Here is a 22422-nt window from a genome sequence, read left to right as displayed (position 1 = left end):
CCCCCCGCGAAGCTGCCCTGACCTCGACGTCAGGGACTTGGAAAAGCGCACACGTCTGATGCGCATCGTTACACGGCTCATCGCCGTATCCGACCTCGGTTGCCGCGAGATCGCTCGCCGCGCCGGACTTCCGGCACAGAAGATCAGCGATCTGCTGGCCGGCCGCCTCGAACACCTCTCGCTCGATGAGCTGCGCCTCGTTTATCACAGCATCGATCCGGAAGGCGCCTTGAACTATTAGCGCCAGAAGCTCCGCGTAGCGCCAGAAGTTCCGCGTTTCGATCGACCTGATAGGGATCGCCCCGGATACAGCGACGCCTCGTCCCAGGACGAGGCGTCGGTTTGGCGTGCGTGCAAATTGCCGGCCGTCACTCCTCTTGCTGCTCGAACTCCTCGGCTACGCGAATGGCTTCGGCTTCGGTCTCATGCTCGGAGATGACGACCTCATTGCTGGGATCCGTCTCGTCGATGACGTGCCAGCCCGTGACCGGCAGATTGATGTCCTCGGCATCGCGAATCGGCTCGACACGCGCCTGCTTGGGTCCGCTCTTGGGCATGCTGCCTCCTTGCTGTTGCCATGAGTGGTTGAGCCTGATGCCTCATCAAGCTAGCCAAGCCCGTGGCGGCAAGCCAAACGCAGCCAACCGGCTCGCCAATCCCTTATGCCAAGCCCCTCATGCCAAGCCCTCATGCCTCCGGCGGCAGATCGGTCAGCGCCCCGGTGGAGGCCGAACTGACCGTGCGCGCGTACTTGGCCAGCACGCCGCGGGTATAACGCGGCGGGGGCTGGCGCCAGGCGGCTCGCCGTCGTTCCAGCGTCTCAACGTCCACGTGCAGCTCGATGGTGTCGGCCTCGGCATCGATGGTGATGGTGTCGCCATCCTCGACCAGCGCCAGCGGGCCGCCATCGAAGGCCTCGGGCGAAACATGCCCCACCACGAAACCATGACTGCCGCCGGAGAAGCGGCCGTCGGTGATCAAGGCCACGGAGTCGCCCAGGCCACGTCCCATGATCGCCGAGGTGGGCGTCAGCATCTCACGCATGCCGGGGCCGCCCTTGGGGCCTTCGTAGCGGATCACCACCACGTCGCCGGCCGTCACCGTGCCGTCGTTGATGCGCGCCTGGGCCTCCTCCTCGGAGCCGAACACCCGCGCGCTGCCGGAGAAACGCGTGCCCTCCTTGCCGGTGATCTTGGCCACCGCACCTTCGGGCGCCAGATTGCCGTAGAGGATGCGCAAGTGGCTCTCCTTCTTCAGCGGGGCGTCCAGCGGCGTGATGATGGCCTGCTCTGCCGGGTAGGGAGCTACCCCTGCCAGGTTCTCGGCCAGGGTCCGCCCCGTCACCGTCAGACAGTCGCCGTGAAGCATGCCGGCATCGAGCAGCGTCTTCATCAGCGGCTGGATGCCGCCGATCTCGACCAGCTCGCTCATCATGTAGCGCCCGCTGGGGCGCAGATCGGCCAGCACCGGCACACGCCGGCCGATCTCGGTGAAATCGACAAGGGAGAGCGGCACGCCCACGGTGTTGGCCATGGCGATCAGATGCAGCACCGCGTTGGTGGAACCACCCAGGGCGATCACCACGGTGATGGCGTTCTCGAAGGCCTGACGGGTCATGATGTCCGAAGGCTTGATGTCGCGCTCGAGCAGTGTCAGCACTGCCGCGCCGGCCGCCTCGCAGTCGGCGCGCTTGGCCTGGGACACGGCGTTCTGCGCCGAGCTGCCCGGCAGGCTCATGCCCAGCGCCTCGATGGCCGAGGCCATGGTGTTGGCGGTGTACATGCCACCGCAGGAACCCGGGCCGGGTATCGCCGTCTCCTCGATCTGCTTGAGCTCGATCAGCTCCATGTCGCCGCGGCTGTGGGCACCCATGGCCTCGAACACCGAAACGATATCGGTATGGTTCTTGCCGGGTTGGATGGTGCCGCCATAGACGAACACGCTGGGCCGGTTCAGGCGTGCCATGCCCATCACGCAGCCCGGCATGTTCTTGTCGCAGCCGCCGATGGTCACCAGACCGTCGAAGCCCTCGCAGCCGGCTACGGTCTCGATGGAGTCAGCGATCACCTCCCGCGAGACCAGCGAATACTTCATGCCCTCGGTACCGTTGGCGATACCGTCGGAGATGGTCACAGTGTTGAAGATCACGCCCTTGCCGCCGGCCGAATCGGCACCGTCGCGGGCCCGCTCGGCGAGCTCATGAATATGGCTGTTGCAGGGAGTGACCATGCTCCAGGTGGAGGCAATGCCCACCTGGGGTTTGGTGAAGTCCTCGTCGGTAAAGCCCACCGCACGCAGCATGGCACGGCTGGCCGACTTGCCGACGCCGTCCACCACCGGGGCGGAGTGGCGGCGACGCGGGTCCGGGGAATCGCTCATGGAAGTGGCTCCTTCGTTTCGCTTATCAATCTACGAAGGGTGGTTGGCCAAAAGCTTCCTGGCAAATTCCCATCTGGCTGTCGCCGGACCGAGGAGCTAAAGCCCAAAGCCACCTGGCCGATATGACCTGGAGCTCATGCAGTGATATAACAGCGAAAAAGCCAATACGACTTCTCCCCCGCAGGGAACCGCCATGCCTTTCAGTGAAGCCAAGGAACACGCCCCCGGGCATCTGCACCATATCTTTGCCGACCCCTACTCCGCCTTCGACAACCTGAACGTCGAACGCCAACTGCATCTGCGGGTCGCCCTGCAAGCGCTGGTGTGCGAGCCGATGGCCAGCGGAGCACTGACGCTTCGGGTCATTCACGGCTGGGAGAATGGTGGCTTCGAGCCCGGCGATCTCGCCCACAGTGACCACCCCATCGCCACGCTCGACGCATTGGAGCAGATACGCACCAGCTATCAGCACGCCATCGAGAGCGCTGCTCCGCTGCCCCGCGACGACGCTTCGCTGCTGGCCGGCCCGCTGGCAGAAGCCATCTCTGCCGCCGAGGCCAAGGGGCAGGCGCTCGAAGAGGAAACTCGCACCATCCCCGCACGCTGGCCCGCCTTCGAGAGCGGTCTCTCGCTCTATACCTTCTTCAAGGTCTATCACCGTCTCACCTACGGCGAAGACGACAGCTACCGCTCGATCCAGTGCCAGACGCCGCAAGGCTCCAGAGAAATTCACGAATTCCATCTGGAAGAGGGCGAGTTCGCCGTGATCCGCCCCGCCGAAAGTGCTGGCAGCGACAGCGTGCTGGTACTGCACGTCAGTCAGCTCGAACCGGTACAGTTGCTGCTGGCAACCTGCTGCGCCTGAGCGCAGCGGTGTTCTAGCTGGTGGCGGGCTTCTCTCGCGGCACCCGGCCCATCAGGTAGAACTCCGGATTGGGCGGGGTACCGGTGAGGGTGACCAGGCGGTTGGAGAGACAGAAGAAGGCGGTGATGGCGCCGATGTCCCAGATGTCGTCGTGAGTGAAGCCCGCCTCGGTGAGACGAGCCTGCCACTCATCGGTGAGCTCGCCGATCTCCAGCCCGCAGTGCAGGGCGAAATCGAGCATCACCCGATGGCGCTCGCTGATCGGTGCGGTGCGGTGGTTGATGGCCACCTGATCGGCCAGCAGCGGGTCCTTGCTGTAGATACGCACCAGCGCGCCATGGGCTACCACGCAGTAGAGACAGCGATTGCGGGCGCTGGTGGCCACTACGATCATCTCCTTCTCCGCCTTGGTGAGCGTGTCGGATTCTCGCTCCATCAGGGCATCGTGGTAGGCGAAGAACGCCCGAAACTCATCGGGGCGGTGTGCCAGCATCAAGAACACGTTGGGCACGAAGCCGGCCTTCTCCTGCACCTCGAGGATACTCTTGCGAATATCCTCGGGCAGATCCTGGATCGACTCGGGGATGGGAAAGCGGCTGATCGGTGTTGTCATGACGGGACCTCTGGCGTCGTTGTTATGCCTGGACGAATCCAGTTAACGTCAACGTAAAGAAGAAGTCCACGGGACATCCGCTCATGCCGTCACCGACAGCGAGCATGTGACCACCCGGTTGCGGCTGATCTGCTTGGCCTCGTACATGGCCTGGTCGGCCTGGCGGTAAATGGCCATGGCCGTCGGCACCTGATCGTAGTCACTGCAGCAAACCAGCCCGAAGGAGCCGGTCACCACCCCGTGCCGCGACGCCTCGTGGGGAATCCGCAACTGCTGCAGGGCATGGCGAAAGCGCTCCAGTGCGAAACGACCCGCCTCCATCGAATCGGCTTCGAGCAGGACGCCGAACTCCTCGCCGCCCAGTCGAAAGAGCCGGTCGCCGGCGCGGCGAAAATGGGCCTTGAGCAGAGCGGCGACTTCGATGAGCACTTCATCGCCGGCCTGGTGACCGTAGGTGTCGTTGAAGAGCTTGAAATCATCAATGTCCATCATGGCGAACATCAGCGGCTTGCCGTCACGCTGACGGCGCTGGATCTCTTCGTTGATCAGCGTCTCGAACTGGCGCCGATTGAGCAGTCCCGTCAGCGGGTCGGTGCGCACCATGGCCGCCAGCTTGCGGTTGGCCTGCTCCAACTCCTGGGTACGTTGATGGACCTTGGTCTCGAGCTGGTGATTGAGGGTACGCTGCAGCTCGTAGGTCTCGCGTTCCGCTTCCAGCTTGGCGCGTTTCAACCGGTTTATCTTGCAGGCCAGACCGAAGGCCATCAGCAGGAAGCCGAAGCCCGCCCCCATCTCCAGTGCGTACTCGGTGGCCAGCCCATAGGGCACGAAGCCACCAAGACGCAGCGAGTAGAGCAATCCCCCTACCAGCAGGCCGCTCCAGCCCAGCAGGAATATCTGCGCCAGCCGGTCACCCTTGAGACAAAGCCAGACGCTGGTGCCGAGCAACAGCAACGCATAGCCGATGCTCAGCGGCACCAAGGCACGCAGCACCCAGGCAAAACGATCTGCGAGGCCTGGCAACACGCTGAGCACCAAGAGCCCCGTGAGCAGCATAAGGCCTTTGGCCAGGCGCGGCGCCTGCCGCTTGAGGTTCAGATAGTCGAGGCTGAACAGGGTGAGCGCCACGTACAACAGCCCCGCGCTGAGTAGTAAGACCTGCTGATTGAAGCGCGGCCACTCCGGCCACAGGTACTGATAGCCGAACCCTCGCAGTGAGAGGTTGAACAGCAGAAATGCGCCTAGATAGAAGACGGAATGCAAAAACGCCTTCTCGCGTGTGGCAAGAAAGGTCAGCAGATTGTAGAGCAGCAGTGCCAGCAGCCCGCCATAAAGCACGCTGTAGGCCATCAGCTCGCTCTGGGTACGCTCGAGGAAGCTGACGTCGTCCATCAGCCGCAGAGGCGTGGCGGGCACCAAGCCATCGTGGCTCGCCAAGCGGATGTACACCTGTCGCGTTTCGTTCGCGCCCACGTATACCGGCAGCACGAAGGCGTGATGCCGCACAGGGCGAGAGGCGAATGGGCGCCGGCTGCCGGTGTTCCACTGTTGCAGCACCCTGCCCTCGGCATCGACGGCATAGGCATCGATGAAATCGGGCAGCGGCGAGGCCAGCTCGAGCAAGCGCCGCAGGGGAGCATGGGAGTCATTGGCGAGCTCCAGCTTCAGCCACCAGGCCGAGTGGGTGAAGCCGAAGTTGGGCACCTCCTGCTCCAACAACCGCCAGGGTAGCACCTCGGCACGATCCAGGATCTGCTCGATACCGAGCTGAGCGGTATCATCCTCGAACACCGCAACCTGGGGAGCAGGATTGATCACGGTGGAAGGCGTGGTGATGTCGACAGCGGCCTGGGCCTGCCACACGAGCAGCCACGAGAATGACCAGATTAGAGCGGCCATCCATTTGGCCATGCCGGTATGGGCACCGGCGAGCGCGCAGCGCATCGGTACACTGCCTCCTATCGTGTCCTTACGATCCCTCCACTCTAGCAGGTCTAGTCTGAAAAACTCTTAACTTACGCAAAGCGCCCCACCCCGAAGGGATGGGCGCTTTGCCAGTCGGCAAGTGTCAGCTCAGCGAAATGGTGCTGTTGATGCCGCTGGAGACGTTCTCGGGCTCGAACCAGCGCGCGGTGACGGTCTTGGTCTGGGTCCAGAACTGGATCGCCTGCTTGCCGTTGGGGCCCAGGTCGCCGAGCTTCGAGGCCCGCGAGCCGGTGAAGCTGAAGTAGGCCACCGGCACCGGAATCGGCACGTTGATGCCCACCTGGCCGACGTCGATGTCGGTCTCGAAGCGGCGCGCCACCCAGCCGGAGTTGGTGAAGATCGAGGTACCGTTGCCGTTGGGGTTGGCGTTGATGAAGGCGATCGCCTCGTCCAGGGTATCGACGCTGACCACGCACAGCACCGGGCCGAAGATCTCCTCGCGATAGATGGTCATCTCGGGTTTGACGTCGGCGAACACGGTGGCACCGACGAAGTTGCCGTCGGGATAGCCCTCCACCTGGTAGCCGCGGCCATCGACCAGCAGCTTGGCACCCTCTTTCTCGCCGGCATCGATCAGGCGCTCCACGCGCTCCTTGGCTGCCGGAGACACCAGCGGGCCGAGATCGGCATCGCGCTGGGTGCCCGGACCCACCTTCATGTTGCGCGCGCCCTCGACGATATCGTCGAGCCACTGGTTGGCTTCGCCCACCAGCACCACCACCGAGTTGGCCATGCAGCGCTGCCCGGCGGCACCGAAGGCAGAGCCCAGCAGGTTGTTGATGGCCTGGCTGCGGTTGGCATCGGGCATCACGACACAATGGTTCTTGGCGCCCATCATCGACTGCACCCGCTTGCCCGCCTCGGAGGCGCGGCGGTAGATGTGGGTGCCCACGTTGGTGGAGCCGATGAAGGAGAGCGCCTTGATGTCCGGGTGGTCGCAAATCTGGTTGGCCACGTCGGGGCCGCCGTGCACCACGTTGAGCACGCCGGCCGGCACGCCCGCCTCATGGGCCAGTTCGACCAGACGCATGGTGGAGCTGGGGTCCTGCTCGGAGGGCTTGAGCACGAAGGTGTTGCCGGTGGCGATGGCCAGCGGGAACATGAAGCAGGGCAGCATGATCGGGAAGTTGAAGGCGGTAATGCCCGCGCCCACCCCCAGCGGCTGGTTGAGGGTGTAGACGTCGACCTCGCTGGCCGCGTTCTCGGCCAGCTCGCCCAGTTGCAGCGAAGTAATGGAACAGGCGTGCTCCACCACCTCCAGGCCCCGGCCTACCTCACCGGCGGCGTCGGGCAGGGTCTTGCCGTGTTCCTCGGTGATCAGCGCGGCGAGCTCTTCGGTGTGCTCGCGGATCAGCGCCTGCAGCGTAAGCATGATGCGCATGCGCTTGGCCAGCGGCGTCTTGCGCCAGGTCTTGAACGCCTCCTTGGAGCTGGCCACGGCGCGGTCGACCTCCTCGGCGGTGCAGAACGGTACCCGTGCCACCACTTCCTGTGTGGCGGGGTTGATCACGTCGCGCCACTCCTGGCTCTGGGACGGGACGGGCTGGCCGTCGATGTACATGGGGATTTCACGAATGGACATGGCGAACTCCTGTTGTGCTTGTAGTCGTTGTACGGTTGACACTGCGATGTAGACCTTGTGTGTAGAAACACACGAAGTGTGATGAATTCGAGTCTATATAGCCGCGAGCCAGCGTGACAACGGGCACTTCTTCACATGCCTTGTGCAATAATGCACAAGCAACCCCCGCGAGGTGCGAACCGTGCTCGACTGGCAGGACATCCAGATCTTTCTCGAAGTGGCGCGCAGCCAGCGGCTCACCGACGCCGCCCGGCGCCTGGGCCTGGACCACTCCACGCTGTCGCGGCGCACCCGGCGCTTCGAGCAGAAACTCAATACCCAGCTCTTCGAGCGTAGCACCCATGGCTACCACCTGACCGAGGCCGGCCAGCAGTTGCTGGCCCACGCCGAGGAGATGGCCCGCCACGCCTTCGAGGCGGGCGAGAGCCTGGCCGACAAGAACCGCCAGCTCGGCGGCCAGATTCGCCTCGGCGTAACCGAAGGCTTCGGCACCTGGGTCGTCGCCCCGCTGCTCTCGGCCTTCTGCGAACGCCACCCGGGCATCACCCTGGACCTGCTGGCCCTGCCGCGGGTGGTCAACCTGAGTCGCCACGAGGCGGACCTGGCGATCACCGTGGAGCGCCCGGCGAGTCAGGGGCTGGTGATCTCGCGGCTGTGTGACTACCGCCTGCGGCTCTACGGCAGCGAGAGCTACTTCCATTGCCACGGCCGCCCCACACGGCTCGACGAGCTGGGCCAGCACCGGCTGATCGGCTACGTCGACGACCTGATCTTCAGCGAACAGCTTAACTATCTCGACCCGCTGCTCGATCCAGCGGTGGTGGGCACGCCGCCGCACTTCTCGATTCGCAGTACCAGCGTCACCACCCAGCACGCGGCGACCCTGCAGGGAGCCGGGCTCGCCGTGCTGCCCTGCTTCATGGCCGAGACCGGCAGCCGGCTCGAGAGCGTACTGAACGATGAGGTGGAGATCGTGCGTCAGTTCTGGATCACCGCGCGCCAGGAGCAGCGGCGCCTGGCGCGGGTGAGGCTACTGTGGGACTTCCTGCGCGAGGCGCTGGAGGCCAACCGGGCGCTACTGATGGGCGAGGCGGATGGCTCAACGCTCCGCGTCCCTTCCGGTTGAGCTCAGGCATGACTACCGCCGGTGTCCGAGGAGCGGCTTGAAGTGACCGCGCTGCCATGCACGACCACGCTGTTTCGCCCTTGCCTCTTGGCTTCGTAGCTCGCGGCGTCGGCCCGCACCAGAATCTCCTCGAGACTCTCGTCACCTTCATGGAAAGCGGTCAGGCCAATGCTCGCCGTCACGGCGTATTCCTTGCCCTCATGGGCGACACTGACCTGGCCGATGGCGACGCGCAGCGACTCGGCGATTGTCGCGGCCTGGCTGAGTGTACAACTCGGCAGCAGCAGGCCGAACTCATCTCCGCCCTGCCTGGCAACATGGTCGCTGCGTCTCACCTCCCACACCAGCACCTGGGCTACTCGGCGCAGCAGCTCGTCACCTAACGCATGCCCACCCTCATCGTTTACCGGCTTGAAGCGATCCAGGTCGAAGAGAATCACGGCCGATGGCGTACCGAGCTTGGCAAAGTCGGCCATTGCATCTTCCAGGCGCCGCAGGTAACCGCGACGATTGAGCAGGCCGGTCAAGGGGTCATGCTCCGCTTCCCAACGTTGCAACGCCTCCTGGTGCTGCCGCTCGGTGATGTCCTTGATCGTGCCTACTATCCCAAGCGGCCCCTCGCTGCCCTCGACCCGGCTGGCATGGATTTCGACCCACAGCATGTTGCCCTTGTCATCCCGCATGCGCAGCTGTCGCAGGAACTCGCTGTTCCGGCTCATGGCATGCAGCCACATGTCATGGGCATCTTCGCGATCATCCTCATGGATGAGCTGCCAGAGGTCATGGGTCGACGCACCGGCCAGGTGGCCCAGCATGGTCGACAGAGCCGGGTTAAGATAAATGAGGTCACCCTCTTGATCGGCCACGAACATGCCGGCTGGGGTCGAGCCGAGTACGGCATCGAGAAACGCCTCGCGATGCCTCAGGTGCTGCAAGGCATCCTTGCGCTCTTGCTCGAGCCTGTTGAAGGCGTCGGAGATTTGCGTCAACTCCCTCAGGCCGGTCGCCAGCGCCAGGCGCTGGCGCACTCCGGAGCCGATTTCCAGGATTTGCCTTTCGAGCCGATGCAACGGCTTGAGCTGATGCCCGACCAGCCAGCGAATGAGGACCAACAGCACCAAGGCAATCACCAGCCAGGTCCACCACAACCGTTCCAGAAAATTCTGAAACGGCGCCAATACCGAATGACGTGGCATCAGCATGGCCACTACCCAATTGGCCTCCCACACCTGGCGGTAACTCACCAGCACGTCCTCGCCATCCAGCTCGTGGAGCGTTTCGCCCTGCCACCCGTCGAGGGCCAACTGGAAATCCAGTGGATCGAGGTGCTGGAGCGACCCGACATGGTGGCTGATTGGCCCTGGCACGAACAAAGGCACACCGGCGGCGGTAAAGATGGCGATGTGGCCGCTATGCTCGAAGGTGAGCGCGGAAATGCTGCTGAAAAACTGGCCATGAGCGAAGTTCAGGAGCCCACCAACCACCCCGTCGAACTCCCCCTGGGGGGTATAACGAGGCACCAGCATCATTACCAGAGGCTGGTGACTGGTCCGCCCAAAGAAGGGACGGCTGACGTACGGCCAGCGGGAGTTGCTCACCATGGCGAAGTACTCGGTGTCGTCAACGCCAAAACCAACGCGTCCCGGCACCTGAGGCAGATCGGCAATGATCTCGCCGTCGGCGTCGCTGACGATGATGCCTTCGAAGTAAGCCAGCAGGCTGGGATTCTGCTGCAGCAGAAGCCGAGCGTCCTCGTGCGACACATCGGTGAGCTGCGCAGAGAGCATTTCCAGCGCGGTAAAGCGCAAGTTCAGGCGGTCCCGCAGTTCTCGGCTCAATATTTCTGCCTGATACCCCAAGTGGGAAAGAGTGGCCTCATGCATCAGTCTCTGACCGCTGCCCCACGCAACGACCAGCAGCAACCCGATGATGACGAGCCAGGTCATTACCAGCCCACCCAGCAGACGCCTCTGCAATGTATTGAGGCGGCGCCATACTGCGCCAGGAGTACTTTGTGGCAAGCCGCCTCTCCTCGAAGGCCAAGTGGTTCATGTAACGTCAGAGTGACAGGTTAACGAACCATTACCGTTAACTTTACAAGCCATTCGGTAACAAAAAGTTGTTGCGCCGCTTAAAGATCGCACATCGACGCGCCGAGTGGGCGCCAAGTTCCGCCCGGGATGAAGAGTGCTTAGGCAGAGAAGTACCTAGTCAGAGAAATGCTGAGTGAGAGGAGCGCTCAGTGAAGTTGCGCAGGATATCATGGCGAGGCGCGGGAGCTGACGCTGCCTGACGCCTCGCTGTAACGAAAGCGAACGTTTACGCGGCCGAGTCGCAGCTGAGCTGACGGGCGGCCTCGCGCCCGGCAATGGCGCCCAGTACCACGGCGCTGAGCAGACCGTTGCCGGAGAGATAGCCGCTGTCGCCCGAGCCGGAAACCCCGCGCGCCGCACCGCCGGCGGCGAACAGATTGGCGAATAAGCTACCGTCCTGGCGCAGCACTCGAGCCTGGGTATTCACCTCGAGCCCGCCCTGGGTGTGGAACAGCGCACCGGTGACCTTGATCGCGTGATAGGGCGCCGTCAGCAGATCCTCGCTGCTGAAGGTGCGGCCGAAGGCATCGGCTGCGCCGCTTTCGGCCAGGGCCTGCATCTCGGCGAAGGTCTCACGCAGCGCCTCCAGCGGCAGCTCCAGCCCCGCTGCCATGGCCTCCAGGCTGTCGAAGGTGCGCACTGCCCCGGCAATGTGGGCGTTGCGGTAGTCCTCGAACTCCAGCGCAGCCTGATGGATGCGCCGATCGAACAGGTTCCAGGCCATGCCGCCCGGCTGGGCCAGCACCTTGGCCGCCTGCTCCGAGTAGCCGCCGTGCTCGTTGGAAAAGCGCCGGCCCTCACGATTGAGCTGCACCCCGCCGCGCATCATCACCGCCCAGGTGATCAGGGTCTGATGCGGCATCGCCAGCGAACCGTGGCCCTGGCAGGCGCCAAGGTCCTTGAGGCTCGCGCCCATCGCCTCGCCCCACAGCAGGGCGTCGCCCTGGTTGCCTTCGTGGCCGAAATAGAGTGCATCCTTCAGCGCCGGCAGGTGGCGCGCCACCAGTTCGGGATTACCGCCATAGCCGTTGCAGGCAAGGATCAGGGCGTCGCAACCGATGGCCTCCCGGCTGCCGTCGGGGCGTTCGAGGGTCACGCCATGTACCCGGCCGCCATCGTCCACATGCAGGTCGACCACTCGCGCCTCGGTGAGCAGGTCGACGCCTGCCGCCTCTACGGCGTTGAGCAGGCTGCCCATCAATTCCTCCCCGGTGCGCCGTGGGGTGGCATGCATGCGCATGCGGCTATGGCCCGGGTAGAGGAAGCCCTCCACCAGGTCGAAAGGCACCCCGTGGTCGTCGGCCAACCACTCCACCACTCCGGCCGAGGCCTCGGTCAGCGCACGCACGATGGCCGGGTCGGCCTGGTGTCCGTTCTTGCGCTGGATGTCCTCGGCCATCAGCGCCGGGCTGTCCGTCACTCCACGCCGCTCCTGAAAGCGCGTGCCCGCCGCCGGGATGAACCCCTGAGACATGGAGGTGCTGCCCCGCGGCAGCGCATCGCGCTCCAGCACCACCGCCTCCATACCGAACTGCTTGGCGGCGAGGGCCGCCACCAGGCCGCAGGCGCCCGCCCCGACGATCACCAGCGGCACGTGCGCTTCGAACTCTTCTCCGCTGCCAAAGGCCACGATAGGCATGACGTTTCTCCTCAGTGGTTGCCGCCGGCCTGAGCCCGGTAGGCATCGAGAATCTCTCCCGCCGGCGCCTGCCACACCTCGGCATGGCCGGCGATGTGATCGAGCACCGCCTCCAGGCAGCCGATACGATGGGGCTGACCCACCAGCCAGGGATGAAGGTTGAGCGCCAGCAGCCGTCCGCCCTGTTCCCGCCCTTCCTGCAGCAGGAAGTCGAAGGCGTCCGTCACCTGAGCCACCCAGCTGTCTTCAGAGTGCAGGTTCTGGCACATCACGAACTGGTCTTCGATCTCGGTGGAAAGCGGCAGCATGGTCAGCTCGCCCTGGTCGGTGACGAAGGCGTAGGGTATGTCGTCGTTGACCCAGTCGCAGCAGTACTCGATGCCGTTCTCGACGAGCAGCTCCGGGGTGTTCCAGCTCTGGTGCTTGGCCGGGCTCAGCCAGCCGCGAACGGGTTGTCCGGTCAGTTCACGCAGCGTGGCGACCGAGCGGCGCACGATCTCGGCCTCCTCGTCGCGATCCTGACCGCCGTAGTGCAGGTGATCCATGTTCCAGCCATGGCACAGGAACTCGCCGCCGTATGCTTTCAGGCGATTCAGCAGGTAGGGGTGCTGCTCGGCGAGCTGGGCGTTGATCGCCCAGGTGGGACGAATGCCGCGCTGCTCGAATGCCGCGAGCATGCGGTAGATGCCCACCCGGTTGCCGTAGTCGCGCAGCGAGTAGTGGCGCAGGTCCGGGTAGGGCATGGTCATGCCGTTGGGTACCTTGAACGGCACACCGCGCTGGTTGAGCGGGTAGAACTGCAGCGAGACGTTGATCCACACCGCCAGCGTCTTGCCGCCAGGCCACTGGATCGGCTGGCGCTCACCCAGCATCGACCAGGCGTAGCGCTCGTGATCGTAGCCGTGGCGCCGCCAGGGGTAGCGCAGGTAGTCCGAATCGAGAGCCATGACTCAGTTCCTCCCCGACTTGGCATCGATGTCGCGCAAGGCGTCGTCGTAGTGGTGAGCGAGATAGTGCTGGGCGATCTCGCGCCCAGTGGTAACCCACACGTCGCTGCGACCGGTGATGTACTCCAGCGCCTCCTCGAAGGCCTTGATGCGGTGCGGGCAGCTGATCTGATAGTTGTGGGTGGGAATGCACATCACCGTGCCCGACTCGGCGCCCTCGGTGTAGAGCCGGTCAAAGTGGCGCTTGAGCATGGTCAGGTAGTGGCGCGGCTCCACCTTGTTCACCGCGTAGACGATGGTGTCGTTCATCTCGAGCGAATAGGGCATGGAGATGAAGCGCCGCCCCGAGCGCAGGCGGATCGGCGTGGGCTGGTCGTCGTGGAACAGGTCGCAGGTATAAATGCCGCCTTCCTCGCCGAACAGCTCCTGACCCACCTCGGCGAACAGGTCGAGGGTGTGCTCGGAGTGGGACAGCGCCGGCGCCAGGTAGCCGGCGCACTTCTGCCCGGTATGACGCTGGATCGTCTCGATGCCGTCGCGAATCATCTCCCGCTCCTGGGCCTCGCTCATGCCGTAGGTGTAGCGGGTGTTGTAGATACCGTGGCTGAAGAATTCCCAGTCGCGCTCGCGGCACATCGCGACGATCTCGGGGTGGTGCTCGCACAGCGCCACCGAGAGCGACACCGAGCCGCGAATGCCGTACTTGTCGAGCAGCGCCATCTGGCGCTGGTGGCCGACCCGATTGCCATAGTCGCGAATGCTGAAGCCCGGCACCGAGGGGTGCGGCGTGGGCCACGGCTTGCGCTGGGGATTGGCCGGCGGATCGAGTTCATAGTATTCGATGTTGGGTGCCACCCAGAAGGCCACCCGAGCCCCGTTCGGCCAGGCGATCTTCGGCCGGTTCTCGTAGGGCCAGTAGTCGTAGGCGCCCAGTCTCTCTTTCAGCTCTGCCTGCATGTCAGCCTCCCCGCCGCTCAGGCCTTGTCGCTCGCGCGTGCCTCGAGCCAGGCCAGCACGTCGGCCACGTTCATCACGTCGGCGTACTTCAAGTGCAGGTCGGTGAGGTTGGCGTAGTGGTAGCTCTCGTGCTTGTCGGCCACGCACTCCATCGGCACGATGGTGCGGTAGCCCCGCGACAGACTGTCCACCGCAGTGGCGCGAATGCAGCCCGAGGTGGAACCGCCGGTGACGATCACGGTGTCGACCTGGTGCCACACCAGCAGCGACTGCAGCGGGGTCTCGAAGAAGGCCGAGGGCATACGCTTGGTATAGACCACATCGCCCTGCTCGATCTCGACCCGCTCGTCGAAGGCGGCGCGGTCGGAGCCGTACTTGATGTTCTGCAACGAATCCGGGGTGTCGGTACGCGTGCCCCATACGCCGGCATCCTCGGCGGAGTCGAGAAAGGCGACATGGGTCCATACCACCGGCCAACCGAGCTTACGGAAGCCGCGTGCCAGCTGGTTCACGTAGTCGAGCTGGTTGGGGTCGGTCTCGTAGGCAGTCTTGTAGAGATCGGTGCGGGTGTAGGCCTTCTGCGGATCGACGTTGACCAGCACCGCCTTGTTGCCGAAGCCGAACGGCACGCGCTGAGGGTTGGCCATCACCTCGAAGAAGATCTCCTTGGCGGTTTTATCGGTCGTGATCATGCGCTCTCTCCTGTGTCTTTGTCCTTGTGATCAGCGGGCGTCATACTTCTCGCCCAGCTCGAGCATCTTGCGGGTGCCGAGCACCTCGTTGAGCTGACTGAAGTCGAGCATGCGCTCACGGAAGGCATCGGTGGTGCCGTCGCGGCGCAGGGTGCCGAAGAACTGGCTCGCCATGTGGGTGAAGGCACGTACCAGAGCACCGGGGAAGATCACCAACGAGAAGCCCAGCGCTTGCAGCGCCTGGGCGTTCTGCAGCGGCGTGTCGCCCCCCTCCACCATGTTGGCCATGATCGGGATCTTGCCGCGGAACTCGGCCATGATGCTGGCGATGTCGTCGTCGCTGCGAATGCCTTCGATGAACAGCACGTCGACACCGGCCTCGCGGTAGGCATGGGCACGCTCGATGGCCCGGGCCGTACCCTCCACCGCCACTGCATCGGTGCGCCCGATGATCAGGGTCGCATCGCTCGCCCGAGCGTCCAATGCGGCCTTGAGCTTGCCCACCATCTCGCCTTGCGGCACCAGGGTCTTGCCGCGCAGGTGGCCGCAGCGCTTGGGGTAGGTCTGATCCTCGAGTTGGATGGCGTTGGCCCCGGCGCGCTCCAGCATGCGCACGCTGCGCATGACGTTCATGGCGTTGCCGAAGCCGGTGTCGCAATCCACCACCACGGAGAGCTCGGTGCGCTCGCGGATGTGCGCCATCACGTCATTGACCTCGCTGACGCTGACCAGGCCGATGTCGGGGCGGCCGAGCTGGGTGTAGGCGATGCTGGCCCCCGAGAGGTAGACGGTATCGAAGCCCGCCTCGGCGGCGAGCGAAGCGCTCAGGGCGTCATAAACGCCAGGTGCTACGACGATCTCGGGAGCGTGCAGTCTGGCCTTGAGGTCGCTGGCATCAACAGTCATGACGGGTGAATTCCTCATGTTCGGAAAGTCGGTAAGTGGTACGTCGCCCCTGTTCAGCGACGTGCCAGCGCCAGGTCGTTCCAGACCTGCTGTCGCACTATCCGGCCGTGGCGCAGCTCGAAGCGGTCGATGAAACGCACCCCGGCAAAGGGAGTGCCGTCGGGCCACTCGCCGTCGAGCTCGCCATGGCAGAACACCGCTGTGACGCCATTGCCATCACAGGTTTCCACCGCGGCGATGCGCTTGCGCACGAAGCGGTAGCGGTCGGCGGCCCAGGCCACCAGCTCTTCGAGGCGATGCATCTCGCCACTGCCCGGAAAGACCATGCTGAACTCCTCGTCGAGCAGGGCACCGGCACGCTCGAGCTCGCGCGCCTCCATTGCCGCCAGGAAGTCGCGCACGACCTCTTCGGGGGCAGCAGCAGGCTTGTTGGCAGGCATAGGGGTCTCCAGGGAAGAAGCCTTTGTCGTTGTTTGGCGCTATTCTTCGAGTTGCATGGCACACAAAGCTGTCCTATGCATAATACATTTCTATGTCCACCCCGACCCTTCCGTCAAGCGCTTCATCGCAACCGACAACAATGCACAAGGATCGAACCATGAACGATACGCATGCGAATTCCGTTGGGGGCACCAAGTCCCATCGCATCTATCTGCTGCTCAAGGACGCCATTCTAAGCGGCCGGCTGGCGCCGGGGCGCAAGCTGCCCGGCGAGCTGAAACTGGCCGAGCAGTACGGTGTGTCGCGGGTCACGGTCCGGCGCGCCATGCAGGCGCTCAACGAAGCGGGACTGGTGGCACGCAAGCCCGGACTCGGCACCGTGGTGCTGGAGCAACCGCTGGATGCCACGGTGATGACCGCCAGCGTCGCCAACCTGCTTCCCAACATGGTCAAGATGAGCAAGGCCTCACGGGTACGGCTGCTGGAGTTCTGCTACGCCAAGCCGCCGGAGCCGGTGCGCGAGAGTCTGGGGCTGCACGAGGGCGACAAGGTGCAGCGCTCGATTCGCGTGCGCATGGCGGATGGCAAGCCGTTCTCCTACCTGGTAACCCACGTGCCGGAGTACATCGCGCTGCACTACAACGAAGCCGACCTGTCGCAAACGCCACTGTTCGCCCTGCTCGAGCGCAGCGGCGTGAAGGTCGACCACGCGGCTCAGACCATCTCGGCCACCCTGGCCACCCACGAGGTGGCCGACGCACTGGAGGTCTCGGTGGGCTCGCCGCTGATCTCGCTGACCCGAGTGGTGTACGACGAAGAGGGCCGCGGCGTGGAGCATCTCGACGCGCTCTACCGCCCCGACCGTTACCGCATTCAGATCGATCTCAACCGCACCGGTGACGAAGCGGCACGCTACTGGGAACCGATGGCACCGGAACCCCGGCAGGCGGAAGCGGAGCAGCAGGCATGAGCGTAACGCAAACCAAATGTGCTATTTTTAATACATTTAAATCACAATCAAAAATACATTTGACCTGTGATATCGGTCTGGGATAGATGTATTTGTACAAGGATGTATTTGGACAAGAATGACGCAACCCCGTTGAAGCGACCGACATGACAATGCCAACGACACTGTTCGACAAGGTGTGGGATGCCCACGAGATTCTGCGCGGCGAAAGCGGCCAGAGCCTGTTGTGGATCGACCGCCATTTCGTGCACGAGGGCTCTTTCCACGCCTTCAACAAGCTGCACGAACGCGAGCTGTCGGTGGCACGCCCCGACCTGACCTTCGGCATTGCCGACCACTACGTGCCGACCCTGACCCGCCGGCTCGATGCCATCGGCGACGTCAAGGTGCGCGGCATGATCGAGCAGTTGGCCGACAACACCCGCAAGCACGGCATCACTCTGTTCGGCCTCGACGACCCGCGCCAGGGCATCGTGCACGTGCTCGGCCCCGAGCAGGGCCTGACCCAACCCGGACTGCTGATGGTGTGCGGCGACAGCCACACCTCCACACACGGCGCCTTCGGCAGCATCGCCTTCGGTATCGGCGCTTCGGAAGTGGCCCACGTGCTGGCGACCCAGACTCTGTGGCAGAGCCGCCCCAAGAAGATGCGCCTGACCGTCGAGGGCGAGCTGGCACCGGGCATCACCGCCAAGGACATCGCGCTCACCTGGATCGCCCGCCTGGGGGCCGACGGCGCCCGGGGCTACGCCATCGAATACGCCGGCAGCGCCATCCGCAGCCTGTCGATGGAAGCGCGCCTGACGCTGTGTAACCTCTCCATCGAGGGCGGCGCCCGCTGCGGCATGATCGCCCCCGACGCGACCACCTTCGATTATCTGCGCGGTCGCCCCTTCGCCCCGCGGGGGGAGCAATGGGAGCAGGCGCTGGCCTACTGGCAGACGCTGAAGAGCGACGATGGCGCCCATTTCGACCGCGAAGAAACGCTCGCCGCCGCCGAGATCGCCCCCACCGTGACCTGGGGTGTCTCGCCGGAAGAGGCCCTGCCCATCGATGCCTGCATACCCGATCCGGCCGACCAGCACGATGCCGGCAAGGCGCGCCAGCTGCGCGACAGCCTCGACTACATGGGCCTCGCTCCCGGCCAGAAGCTGACCGACATCGTCATCGATCGGGTCTTCATCGGCTCCTGCACCAACGCGCGCCTGGAGGACCTGCGCGCCGCGGCCGCGGTATTGCGCGGCCGTCGCAGCCGGGTGCCGGGCATCGTCTCGCCAGGCTCCACCCAGGTGAAGCGCCAGGCCGAAGCCGAGGGGCTGGATGCCGTGTTCCGCGAGGCGGGCCTGGAGTGGCGTGAGTCCGGCTGCTCCATGTGCGTGGGCATGAACGGCGATCTGGTGCCGCCCGGCGAGCGCTGCGCCTCCACCACCAACCGCAACTTCAAGGGCCGCCAGGGGCCGGGCGCCAGAACCCATCTGATGTCGCCGGCCATGGTGGCCGCGGCGGCCGTGGCCGGCCGCCTTGCCGACCTACGCCAGCTGTGACAGGAGCCGAGTGATGGAACCGATCAAGATCATCGACGCCCCGGCCTGTCCGCTGCCGCTGGCCAATGTGGATACCGACCAGCTGATTCCGGCGCGCTTCATGAAGGAGCCGCGTAGCGTCGGCTACGGGCGCTTCCTGCTCCATGACCTGCGCCACGACGAAAGCGGCCGACCGGTCGAGGATTTCATCCTCAACCACCCGCAGGCGGGTGAGGCGAAAACCCTGGTGGCAAGGCGCAATTTCGGCGCCGGCTCGTCACGCGAGGCCGCCGTCTATGCGCTGGTGGACTTCGGCTTTCGCTGCGTGATCGCGCCGAGCTTCGGCGACATCTTCGCCTCCAATGCGGTCAACAACGGCCTGCTGCCGGCCACGGTCAGCGAGGCTGACGCCGAGACACTGCTTGCCGCGCTGGGAGAAGCCCCTGGAGCGCTGCACATCGACTTGGAAGCGCAGCGCATCACCATCGGCGAGCTGAGCGTTGCCTTCAGCATCGCGCCGACCTGGCGCACCAAGCTGCTCAACGGCTGGGACGACATCGACATGACTCGTCAGCACGCCGAGGAGATCGAACGCTTCGCCACCCGCTATGCCAGCCAACGGCCCTGGCTCGATGCCGCACCGCCACCGCTGATCACACGGGGCTGACTGGCCTCCGGCCCCAGGACCAAAGACAAGACCGCAAGACAACCAACGCTGAAGATTGAAAGGAGAACAACTATGAACAAGCCTCTCATCGCTTCCCTGGGCCTCGCTGCCCTGGTCGCTTCCGGCCAGACCCTGGCCGTGGAGCGCATCACTGCCGTCCACGCCTTTCCGCCGTCGCTGATTTATACCCAGAGCTTCCTCGAGTTCGTCGACAAGGTGAACGAGCGCGGCGAAGGCGTGGTGCAGATCAATGTACGTGGCGGCCCCGAGGTGATCGGTCTCTCCGAGCAGCCCGACGCGGTTCGCAACGGAGTGGTCGACATGGCCTACACCGCGGCCAGCTTCTATGCCGGCACCGTGCCCGAACGCGACGCCATGGTGGCCTCCAACACCAACGCCATCTATACCCGTGAGAACGGCGGCATCGACCTGCTCAACCAGATCCACCAGGACAAGATGGGGGTCTACTACCTGGGCTGGTTCGACAGCGGCGTGAGCTACAACCTCTACACTATCAACGAGCCGCGCCTGGACAGTGAGGGCAACCTCAGCGTCTCCGGCATGACCCTGCGCAGCAACCCGGTCTACGACGCCTTCTTCCAGGACTACCTCGGTGCCCAGCCGATCAGCCTGCCTACCACCGACGTCTACTCGGCGCTGGAGCGCAACGTGGTCAACGCCACTGGCTGGACCCAGATCGGCCTCAAGGACCTCAACTGGGACCGTTTCCTCAACTACCGCATCGATCCCGATTTCTTCTCCACCGACATGGGCGTGATCGTCAACCTGGACAGCTGGAACGGCCTGAGCGAGGAGGCTCGCGAGATCCTGCAGGAAGTGGCCATCGAGCACGAGCGTGCCAGTGCCGAACGCTTCGAGGTGCTGGCCGAGGAGCAGCAGGCCGAGCTGGAAGCGGATGGCATGCAGGTCTTCCGTTTGGAAGGCGAGGCCGGCGAGCGCTTCTCCGAGGCCGCCCGCGAAGCCACCTGGGAGCGTATGCGCCGCCAGATGGAGCGTCATCCCATGGGGCTCGAGCACTACGACGAGCTGATCGAGAAGTTCAACGACCTGTAAGCGCGGGGGCCGGTCGCCAGCGGCCGGCCCACTGCTGCTCGTCGTCGGTTCGTTCGGCCCTTTTCATCGCGCCCGGGGAGGCTTATGCGTTACGCCAGTCGTGCTTACCTGCTGCTGCTCAACGGCATGGCCCTCGCTGCCGCCATCATGCTGGTATGGCTGATGGTCGCCATCGTGCTCTCGGTGGTGATCCGCAACCTGGGGCTGCAGCCCTCGGCGTGGTTCTTCCTCTCCACCGAATACGCCATGTTCTATCTGACCCTGCTGGGCGCCCCCTGGCTGGTGCGACACAAGGGCCACGTGCACATCGAACTGCTCACCTCGATCCTGTCGCCCATGGCCCTGCAGGTGGTTAGCCGCCTGGTGGCCCTGCTGTGCGTGGCGGTGTGCGTGGTGCTGGCCTGGAAGGGCTATGACCTGGTGTCGATGAACATTGCGCGCAACGACTACGACGTGCGCGCCTTCTTCGTGCCCAAGTGGATCCTCACCATCGCTTACCCGGTGTGCTTTTCCATGATGGCCATCGAATTCGCCCGCTTCGTGGTCGGGCGCGACATCCTTCACAGCGGCGAAGCGGGGATCAAGGAATAATGGAATGGTATCTGGCCCTGGCCTTTCTGCTGGCCCTGATTCTCGGCTTCATGGCCATCGGTACGCCGATCGCCCTGGCCTTTCTTGCCGCCAACGTCATCGGTGCCTGGCACTTCATGGGCGGCCAGAACGGTCTCATCCAATTGCTCAACAACGGCTTCGGCGCCCTCTCCAGCTTCAACCTGGTGCCGATCCCGCTGTTCCTGCTGATGGGTGAGCTGTTCTTCCGCACCGGCCTGGGCATGCGCATGTTCAACGCCATCGACCAACTGATGGGCAAGGTGCCCGGCCGGCTCTCCTACGTCACCGTGGTGGGCGGTACCGGCTTCTCGACCCTTAGCGGCTCTTCGATGGGCTCCACCGCGCTGATGGGCTCGCTGCTGGTGCCGGAGATGGAGCGTCGCGGCTACCAGAAGCGCATGGCCATCGGCCCGATCCTGGGTACCGGGGGGCTTGCGATCATCATTCCACCCTCGGCGCTTGCCGTACTGCTGGCCACCCTGGCCAAGGTCGACATCGGTGCCCTGCTGATCGCCGGCATCATGCCCGGCCTGGTGCTGGCCGGGTTCTATATTGCCACCATCTGGATCCAGACCCGGCTCGATCCGGACGCGGCGCCCAATTACGAGCTGGAGCCGGTGCCGCTGGGCCAGAAGCTCAAGCTGGTGCTCACCGACATCCTGCCGATGATCAGCGTGATGATCTTCATCGTCGCGCTGATGCTGATGGGCTTCGCCACGCCCTCCGAGGCGGCGGCCTTCGGCGCCCTGGGCGCCATCGTGCTGGCGGTGATCTTTCGCTGCATGACCTGGGAGGCATTCAAGCTCTCGGTGATCGGCGCGCTGAAAGTCACCCTGATGGCCTACCTGATCGTGTTCGGCTCGGCCACTTTCAGCCAGCTGCTGGCCTTCTCCGGCGCTTCCAGCGGGCTGATTCAGTGGGCCACCGGCTTCGACCTGGCGCCGATCCTGATGCTGCTGGCGATGTTCGCCGTGCTGCTGGTGCTCGGCACCTTCATGGAGCAGATCTCGATCATGATGCTCACGGTGCCGTTCTTCTTCCCGTTGGCCCAGGTACTCGGCTTCGACCCCATCTGGTTCGGCATCATCATGCTGCTGGCGCTGGAGATCAGCTTCTCCACACCGCCGCTGGGGCTGCTGCTGTTCGTGATGAAGGGCGTGGCACCCAAGGGCACCACCATGCGCGAAATCTATTCCGCAGCGATTCCCTACATCCTTTGCTCGATGCTGCTGGTCGCGCTGCTGATCGTGTTCCCCGGCATCGCCACCTGGCTGCCTGGGATGATCAACTAGCGGAAAGCAGATTCCGCCACTTGCTGAGCCCGTTCGGCCATATCAGGACAAAACGCGG

The 22422-nt window shown here is 64.4% G+C and carries 21 protein-coding genes; 9 read left to right on the top strand and 12 right to left on the bottom strand.

The genetic code is table 11. The features are described from left to right. Positions 1–37 precede the first annotated feature (37 nt). Positions 38–241 carry an XRE family transcriptional regulator gene (locus HOP58_RS07220; RefSeq protein WP_234254422.1) on the top strand — a complete coding sequence of 68 codons (204 nt, stop codon included), beginning with the start codon at positions 38–40 and terminating at the stop codon, positions 239–241. Between the two features lie 127 nt (positions 242–368). Here the strand turns inward: HOP58_RS07220 and HOP58_RS07215 are convergent, their stop codons facing one another. Both HOP58_RS07215 and ilvD read right to left on the bottom strand, forming a co-directional pair. Next, positions 369–557, bottom strand: a complete 189-nt coding sequence (locus HOP58_RS07215) for a hypothetical protein (RefSeq protein ID WP_234254421.1) — start codon at positions 555–557, stop codon at positions 369–371. Positions 558–687: 130 nt separating this feature from the next. Continuing rightward, positions 688–2379, bottom strand: coding sequence for a dihydroxy-acid dehydratase (gene ilvD, locus HOP58_RS07210; RefSeq protein ID WP_234259960.1), 1692 nt, complete (start codon positions 2377–2379; stop codon positions 688–690). A 193-nt stretch (positions 2380–2572) separates the two neighbouring features. Between ilvD and HOP58_RS07205 the strand changes: the two genes are divergently transcribed. Continuing rightward, positions 2573–3244: a hypothetical protein gene (locus HOP58_RS07205; RefSeq protein WP_234259959.1), complete on the top strand. Its 672-nt coding sequence runs from the start codon at positions 2573–2575 to the stop codon at positions 3242–3244. Positions 3245–3257: 13 nt separating this feature from the next. On the opposite strand, the gene HOP58_RS07200 is transcribed toward HOP58_RS07205, so the two are convergent. From HOP58_RS07200 to HOP58_RS07190, 3 genes are all read right to left on the bottom strand, one after another. After that, complete coding sequence (locus tag HOP58_RS07200; protein ID WP_010626857.1) at positions 3258–3857, bottom strand: peroxidase-related enzyme; 600 nt, start codon at positions 3855–3857, stop codon at positions 3258–3260. An 81-nt stretch (positions 3858–3938) separates the two neighbouring features. Next, entirely contained in the window at positions 3939–5801 is a 1863-nt protein-coding gene (locus HOP58_RS07195) for a diguanylate cyclase (RefSeq protein WP_010626856.1), read from the bottom strand. A 124-nt stretch (positions 5802–5925) separates the two neighbouring features. Next, a complete protein-coding gene (locus tag HOP58_RS07190; RefSeq protein WP_010626855.1) occupies positions 5926–7425 on the bottom strand; it encodes a CoA-acylating methylmalonate-semialdehyde dehydrogenase in 1500 nt (499 codons plus the stop codon). Between the two features lie 181 nt (positions 7426–7606). Between HOP58_RS07190 and HOP58_RS07185 the strand changes: the two genes are divergently transcribed. After that, positions 7607–8551 carry a LysR family transcriptional regulator gene (locus tag HOP58_RS07185; RefSeq protein ID WP_010626854.1) on the top strand — a complete coding sequence of 315 codons (945 nt, stop codon included), beginning with the start codon at positions 7607–7609 and terminating at the stop codon, positions 8549–8551. Between the two features lie 2 nt (positions 8552–8553). Here the strand turns inward: HOP58_RS07185 and HOP58_RS07180 are convergent, their stop codons facing one another. The 7 genes from HOP58_RS07180 to HOP58_RS07150 form a co-directional block, all read right to left on the bottom strand. Then, complete coding sequence (locus HOP58_RS07180; protein ID WP_234254409.1) at positions 8554–10572, bottom strand: diguanylate cyclase; 2019 nt, start codon at positions 10570–10572, stop codon at positions 8554–8556. A gap of 298 nt (positions 10573–10870) precedes the next feature. Further along, on the bottom strand, positions 10871–12283 hold the full coding sequence (locus HOP58_RS07175) for an FAD-dependent oxidoreductase (protein ID WP_010626852.1): 1413 nt from the start codon (positions 12281–12283) through the stop codon (positions 10871–10873). 11 nt (positions 12284–12294) lie between these two features. Beyond that, positions 12295–13230 (bottom strand): polysaccharide deacetylase family protein, encoded by a 936-nt coding sequence (locus HOP58_RS07170; protein ID WP_234259958.1) that lies wholly within the window; start codon positions 13228–13230, stop codon positions 12295–12297. Positions 13231–13233: 3 nt separating this feature from the next. Beyond that, the gene (locus HOP58_RS07165; RefSeq protein ID WP_234259957.1) at positions 13234–14187 is read right to left on the bottom strand and encodes a polysaccharide deacetylase family protein; all 954 of its coding nucleotides are present in this window, start codon (positions 14185–14187) and stop codon (positions 13234–13236) included. 17 nt (positions 14188–14204) lie between these two features. Further along, on the bottom strand, positions 14205–14879 hold the full coding sequence (locus HOP58_RS07160; RefSeq protein WP_010626849.1) for an isochorismatase family protein: 675 nt from the start codon (positions 14877–14879) through the stop codon (positions 14205–14207). Between the two features lie 30 nt (positions 14880–14909). Next, complete coding sequence (locus HOP58_RS07155) at positions 14910–15785, bottom strand: oxaloacetate decarboxylase (RefSeq protein ID WP_010626848.1); 876 nt, start codon at positions 15783–15785, stop codon at positions 14910–14912. A 53-nt stretch (positions 15786–15838) separates the two neighbouring features. After that, positions 15839–16225, bottom strand: a complete 387-nt coding sequence (locus HOP58_RS07150; protein WP_234259956.1) for a nuclear transport factor 2 family protein — start codon at positions 16223–16225, stop codon at positions 15839–15841. Between the two features lie 158 nt (positions 16226–16383). Between HOP58_RS07150 and HOP58_RS07145 the strand changes: the two genes are divergently transcribed. From HOP58_RS07145 to HOP58_RS07120, 6 genes are all read left to right on the top strand, one after another. Next, complete coding sequence (locus tag HOP58_RS07145) at positions 16384–17196, top strand: GntR family transcriptional regulator (RefSeq protein WP_234254408.1); 813 nt, start codon at positions 16384–16386, stop codon at positions 17194–17196. A 146-nt stretch (positions 17197–17342) separates the two neighbouring features. Then, entirely contained in the window at positions 17343–18740 is a 1398-nt protein-coding gene (gene leuC, locus HOP58_RS07140) for a 3-isopropylmalate dehydratase large subunit (protein ID WP_234254407.1), read from the top strand. A gap of 13 nt (positions 18741–18753) precedes the next feature. Next, complete coding sequence (gene leuD, locus HOP58_RS07135; protein ID WP_234259955.1) at positions 18754–19386, top strand: 3-isopropylmalate dehydratase small subunit; 633 nt, start codon at positions 18754–18756, stop codon at positions 19384–19386. A 72-nt stretch (positions 19387–19458) separates the two neighbouring features. Next, on the top strand, positions 19459–20460 hold the full coding sequence (dctP, locus tag HOP58_RS07130; RefSeq protein ID WP_234259954.1) for a TRAP transporter substrate-binding protein DctP: 1002 nt from the start codon (positions 19459–19461) through the stop codon (positions 20458–20460). An 84-nt stretch (positions 20461–20544) separates the two neighbouring features. Continuing rightward, a complete protein-coding gene (locus tag HOP58_RS07125; protein ID WP_010626842.1) occupies positions 20545–21051 on the top strand; it encodes a TRAP transporter small permease subunit in 507 nt (168 codons plus the stop codon). Further along, positions 21051–22364, top strand: a complete 1314-nt coding sequence (locus HOP58_RS07120) for a TRAP transporter large permease (protein ID WP_234259953.1) — start codon at positions 21051–21053, stop codon at positions 22362–22364. Before HOP58_RS07125 ends, HOP58_RS07120 begins: the two co-directional genes overlap by 1 nt. Positions 22365–22422 lie beyond the last annotated feature (58 nt).

The organism is Halomonas sp. MCCC 1A11062 (genome assembly GCF_021404355.1).
GTDB classification, from domain to species: Bacteria; Pseudomonadota; Gammaproteobacteria; order Pseudomonadales; family Halomonadaceae; genus Halomonas; species Halomonas aerodenitrificans.
This window is presented reverse-complemented; position numbering and strand designations above follow the sequence as displayed.

What these genes read in the sequence shown, in the direction of transcription:
- HOP58_RS07215 (WP_234254421.1), bottom strand. Translation starts at nt 557, where the DNA reads ATGCCCAAGAGCGGACCCAAGCAGGCGCGTGTCGAGCCGATTCGCGAT.
- ilvD (WP_234259960.1), bottom strand. Translation starts at nt 2,379, where the DNA reads ATGAGCGATTCCCCGGACCCGCGTCGCCGCCACTCCGCCCCGGTGGTG.
- HOP58_RS07205 (WP_234259959.1), top strand. Translation starts at nt 2,573, where the DNA reads ATGCCTTTCAGTGAAGCCAAGGAACACGCCCCCGGGCATCTGCACCAT.
- HOP58_RS07200 (WP_010626857.1), bottom strand. Translation starts at nt 3,857, where the DNA reads ATGACAACACCGATCAGCCGCTTTCCCATCCCCGAGTCGATCCAGGAT.
- HOP58_RS07195 (WP_010626856.1), bottom strand. Translation starts at nt 5,801, where the DNA reads ATGCGCTGCGCGCTCGCCGGTGCCCATACCGGCATGGCCAAATGGATG.
- HOP58_RS07190 (WP_010626855.1), bottom strand. Translation starts at nt 7,425, where the DNA reads ATGTCCATTCGTGAAATCCCCATGTACATCGACGGCCAGCCCGTCCCG.
- HOP58_RS07175 (WP_010626852.1), bottom strand. Translation starts at nt 12,283, where the DNA reads ATGCCTATCGTGGCCTTTGGCAGCGGAGAAGAGTTCGAAGCGCACGTG.
- HOP58_RS07170 (WP_234259958.1), bottom strand. Translation starts at nt 13,230, where the DNA reads ATGGCTCTCGATTCGGACTACCTGCGCTACCCCTGGCGGCGCCACGGC.
- HOP58_RS07165 (WP_234259957.1), bottom strand. Translation starts at nt 14,187, where the DNA reads ATGCAGGCAGAGCTGAAAGAGAGACTGGGCGCCTACGACTACTGGCCC.
- HOP58_RS07160 (WP_010626849.1), bottom strand. Translation starts at nt 14,879, where the DNA reads ATGATCACGACCGATAAAACCGCCAAGGAGATCTTCTTCGAGGTGATG.
- HOP58_RS07155 (WP_010626848.1), bottom strand. Translation starts at nt 15,785, where the DNA reads ATGACTGTTGATGCCAGCGACCTCAAGGCCAGACTGCACGCTCCCGAG.
- HOP58_RS07150 (WP_234259956.1), bottom strand. Translation starts at nt 16,225, where the DNA reads ATGCCTGCCAACAAGCCTGCTGCTGCCCCCGAAGAGGTCGTGCGCGAC.
- HOP58_RS07145 (WP_234254408.1), top strand. Translation starts at nt 16,384, where the DNA reads ATGAACGATACGCATGCGAATTCCGTTGGGGGCACCAAGTCCCATCGC.
- leuC (WP_234254407.1), top strand. Translation starts at nt 17,343, where the DNA reads ATGACAATGCCAACGACACTGTTCGACAAGGTGTGGGATGCCCACGAG.
- leuD (WP_234259955.1), top strand. Translation starts at nt 18,754, where the DNA reads ATGGAACCGATCAAGATCATCGACGCCCCGGCCTGTCCGCTGCCGCTG.
- dctP (WP_234259954.1), top strand. Translation starts at nt 19,459, where the DNA reads ATGAACAAGCCTCTCATCGCTTCCCTGGGCCTCGCTGCCCTGGTCGCT.
- HOP58_RS07125 (WP_010626842.1), top strand. Translation starts at nt 20,545, where the DNA reads ATGCGTTACGCCAGTCGTGCTTACCTGCTGCTGCTCAACGGCATGGCC.
- HOP58_RS07120 (WP_234259953.1), top strand. Translation starts at nt 21,051, where the DNA reads ATGGAATGGTATCTGGCCCTGGCCTTTCTGCTGGCCCTGATTCTCGGC.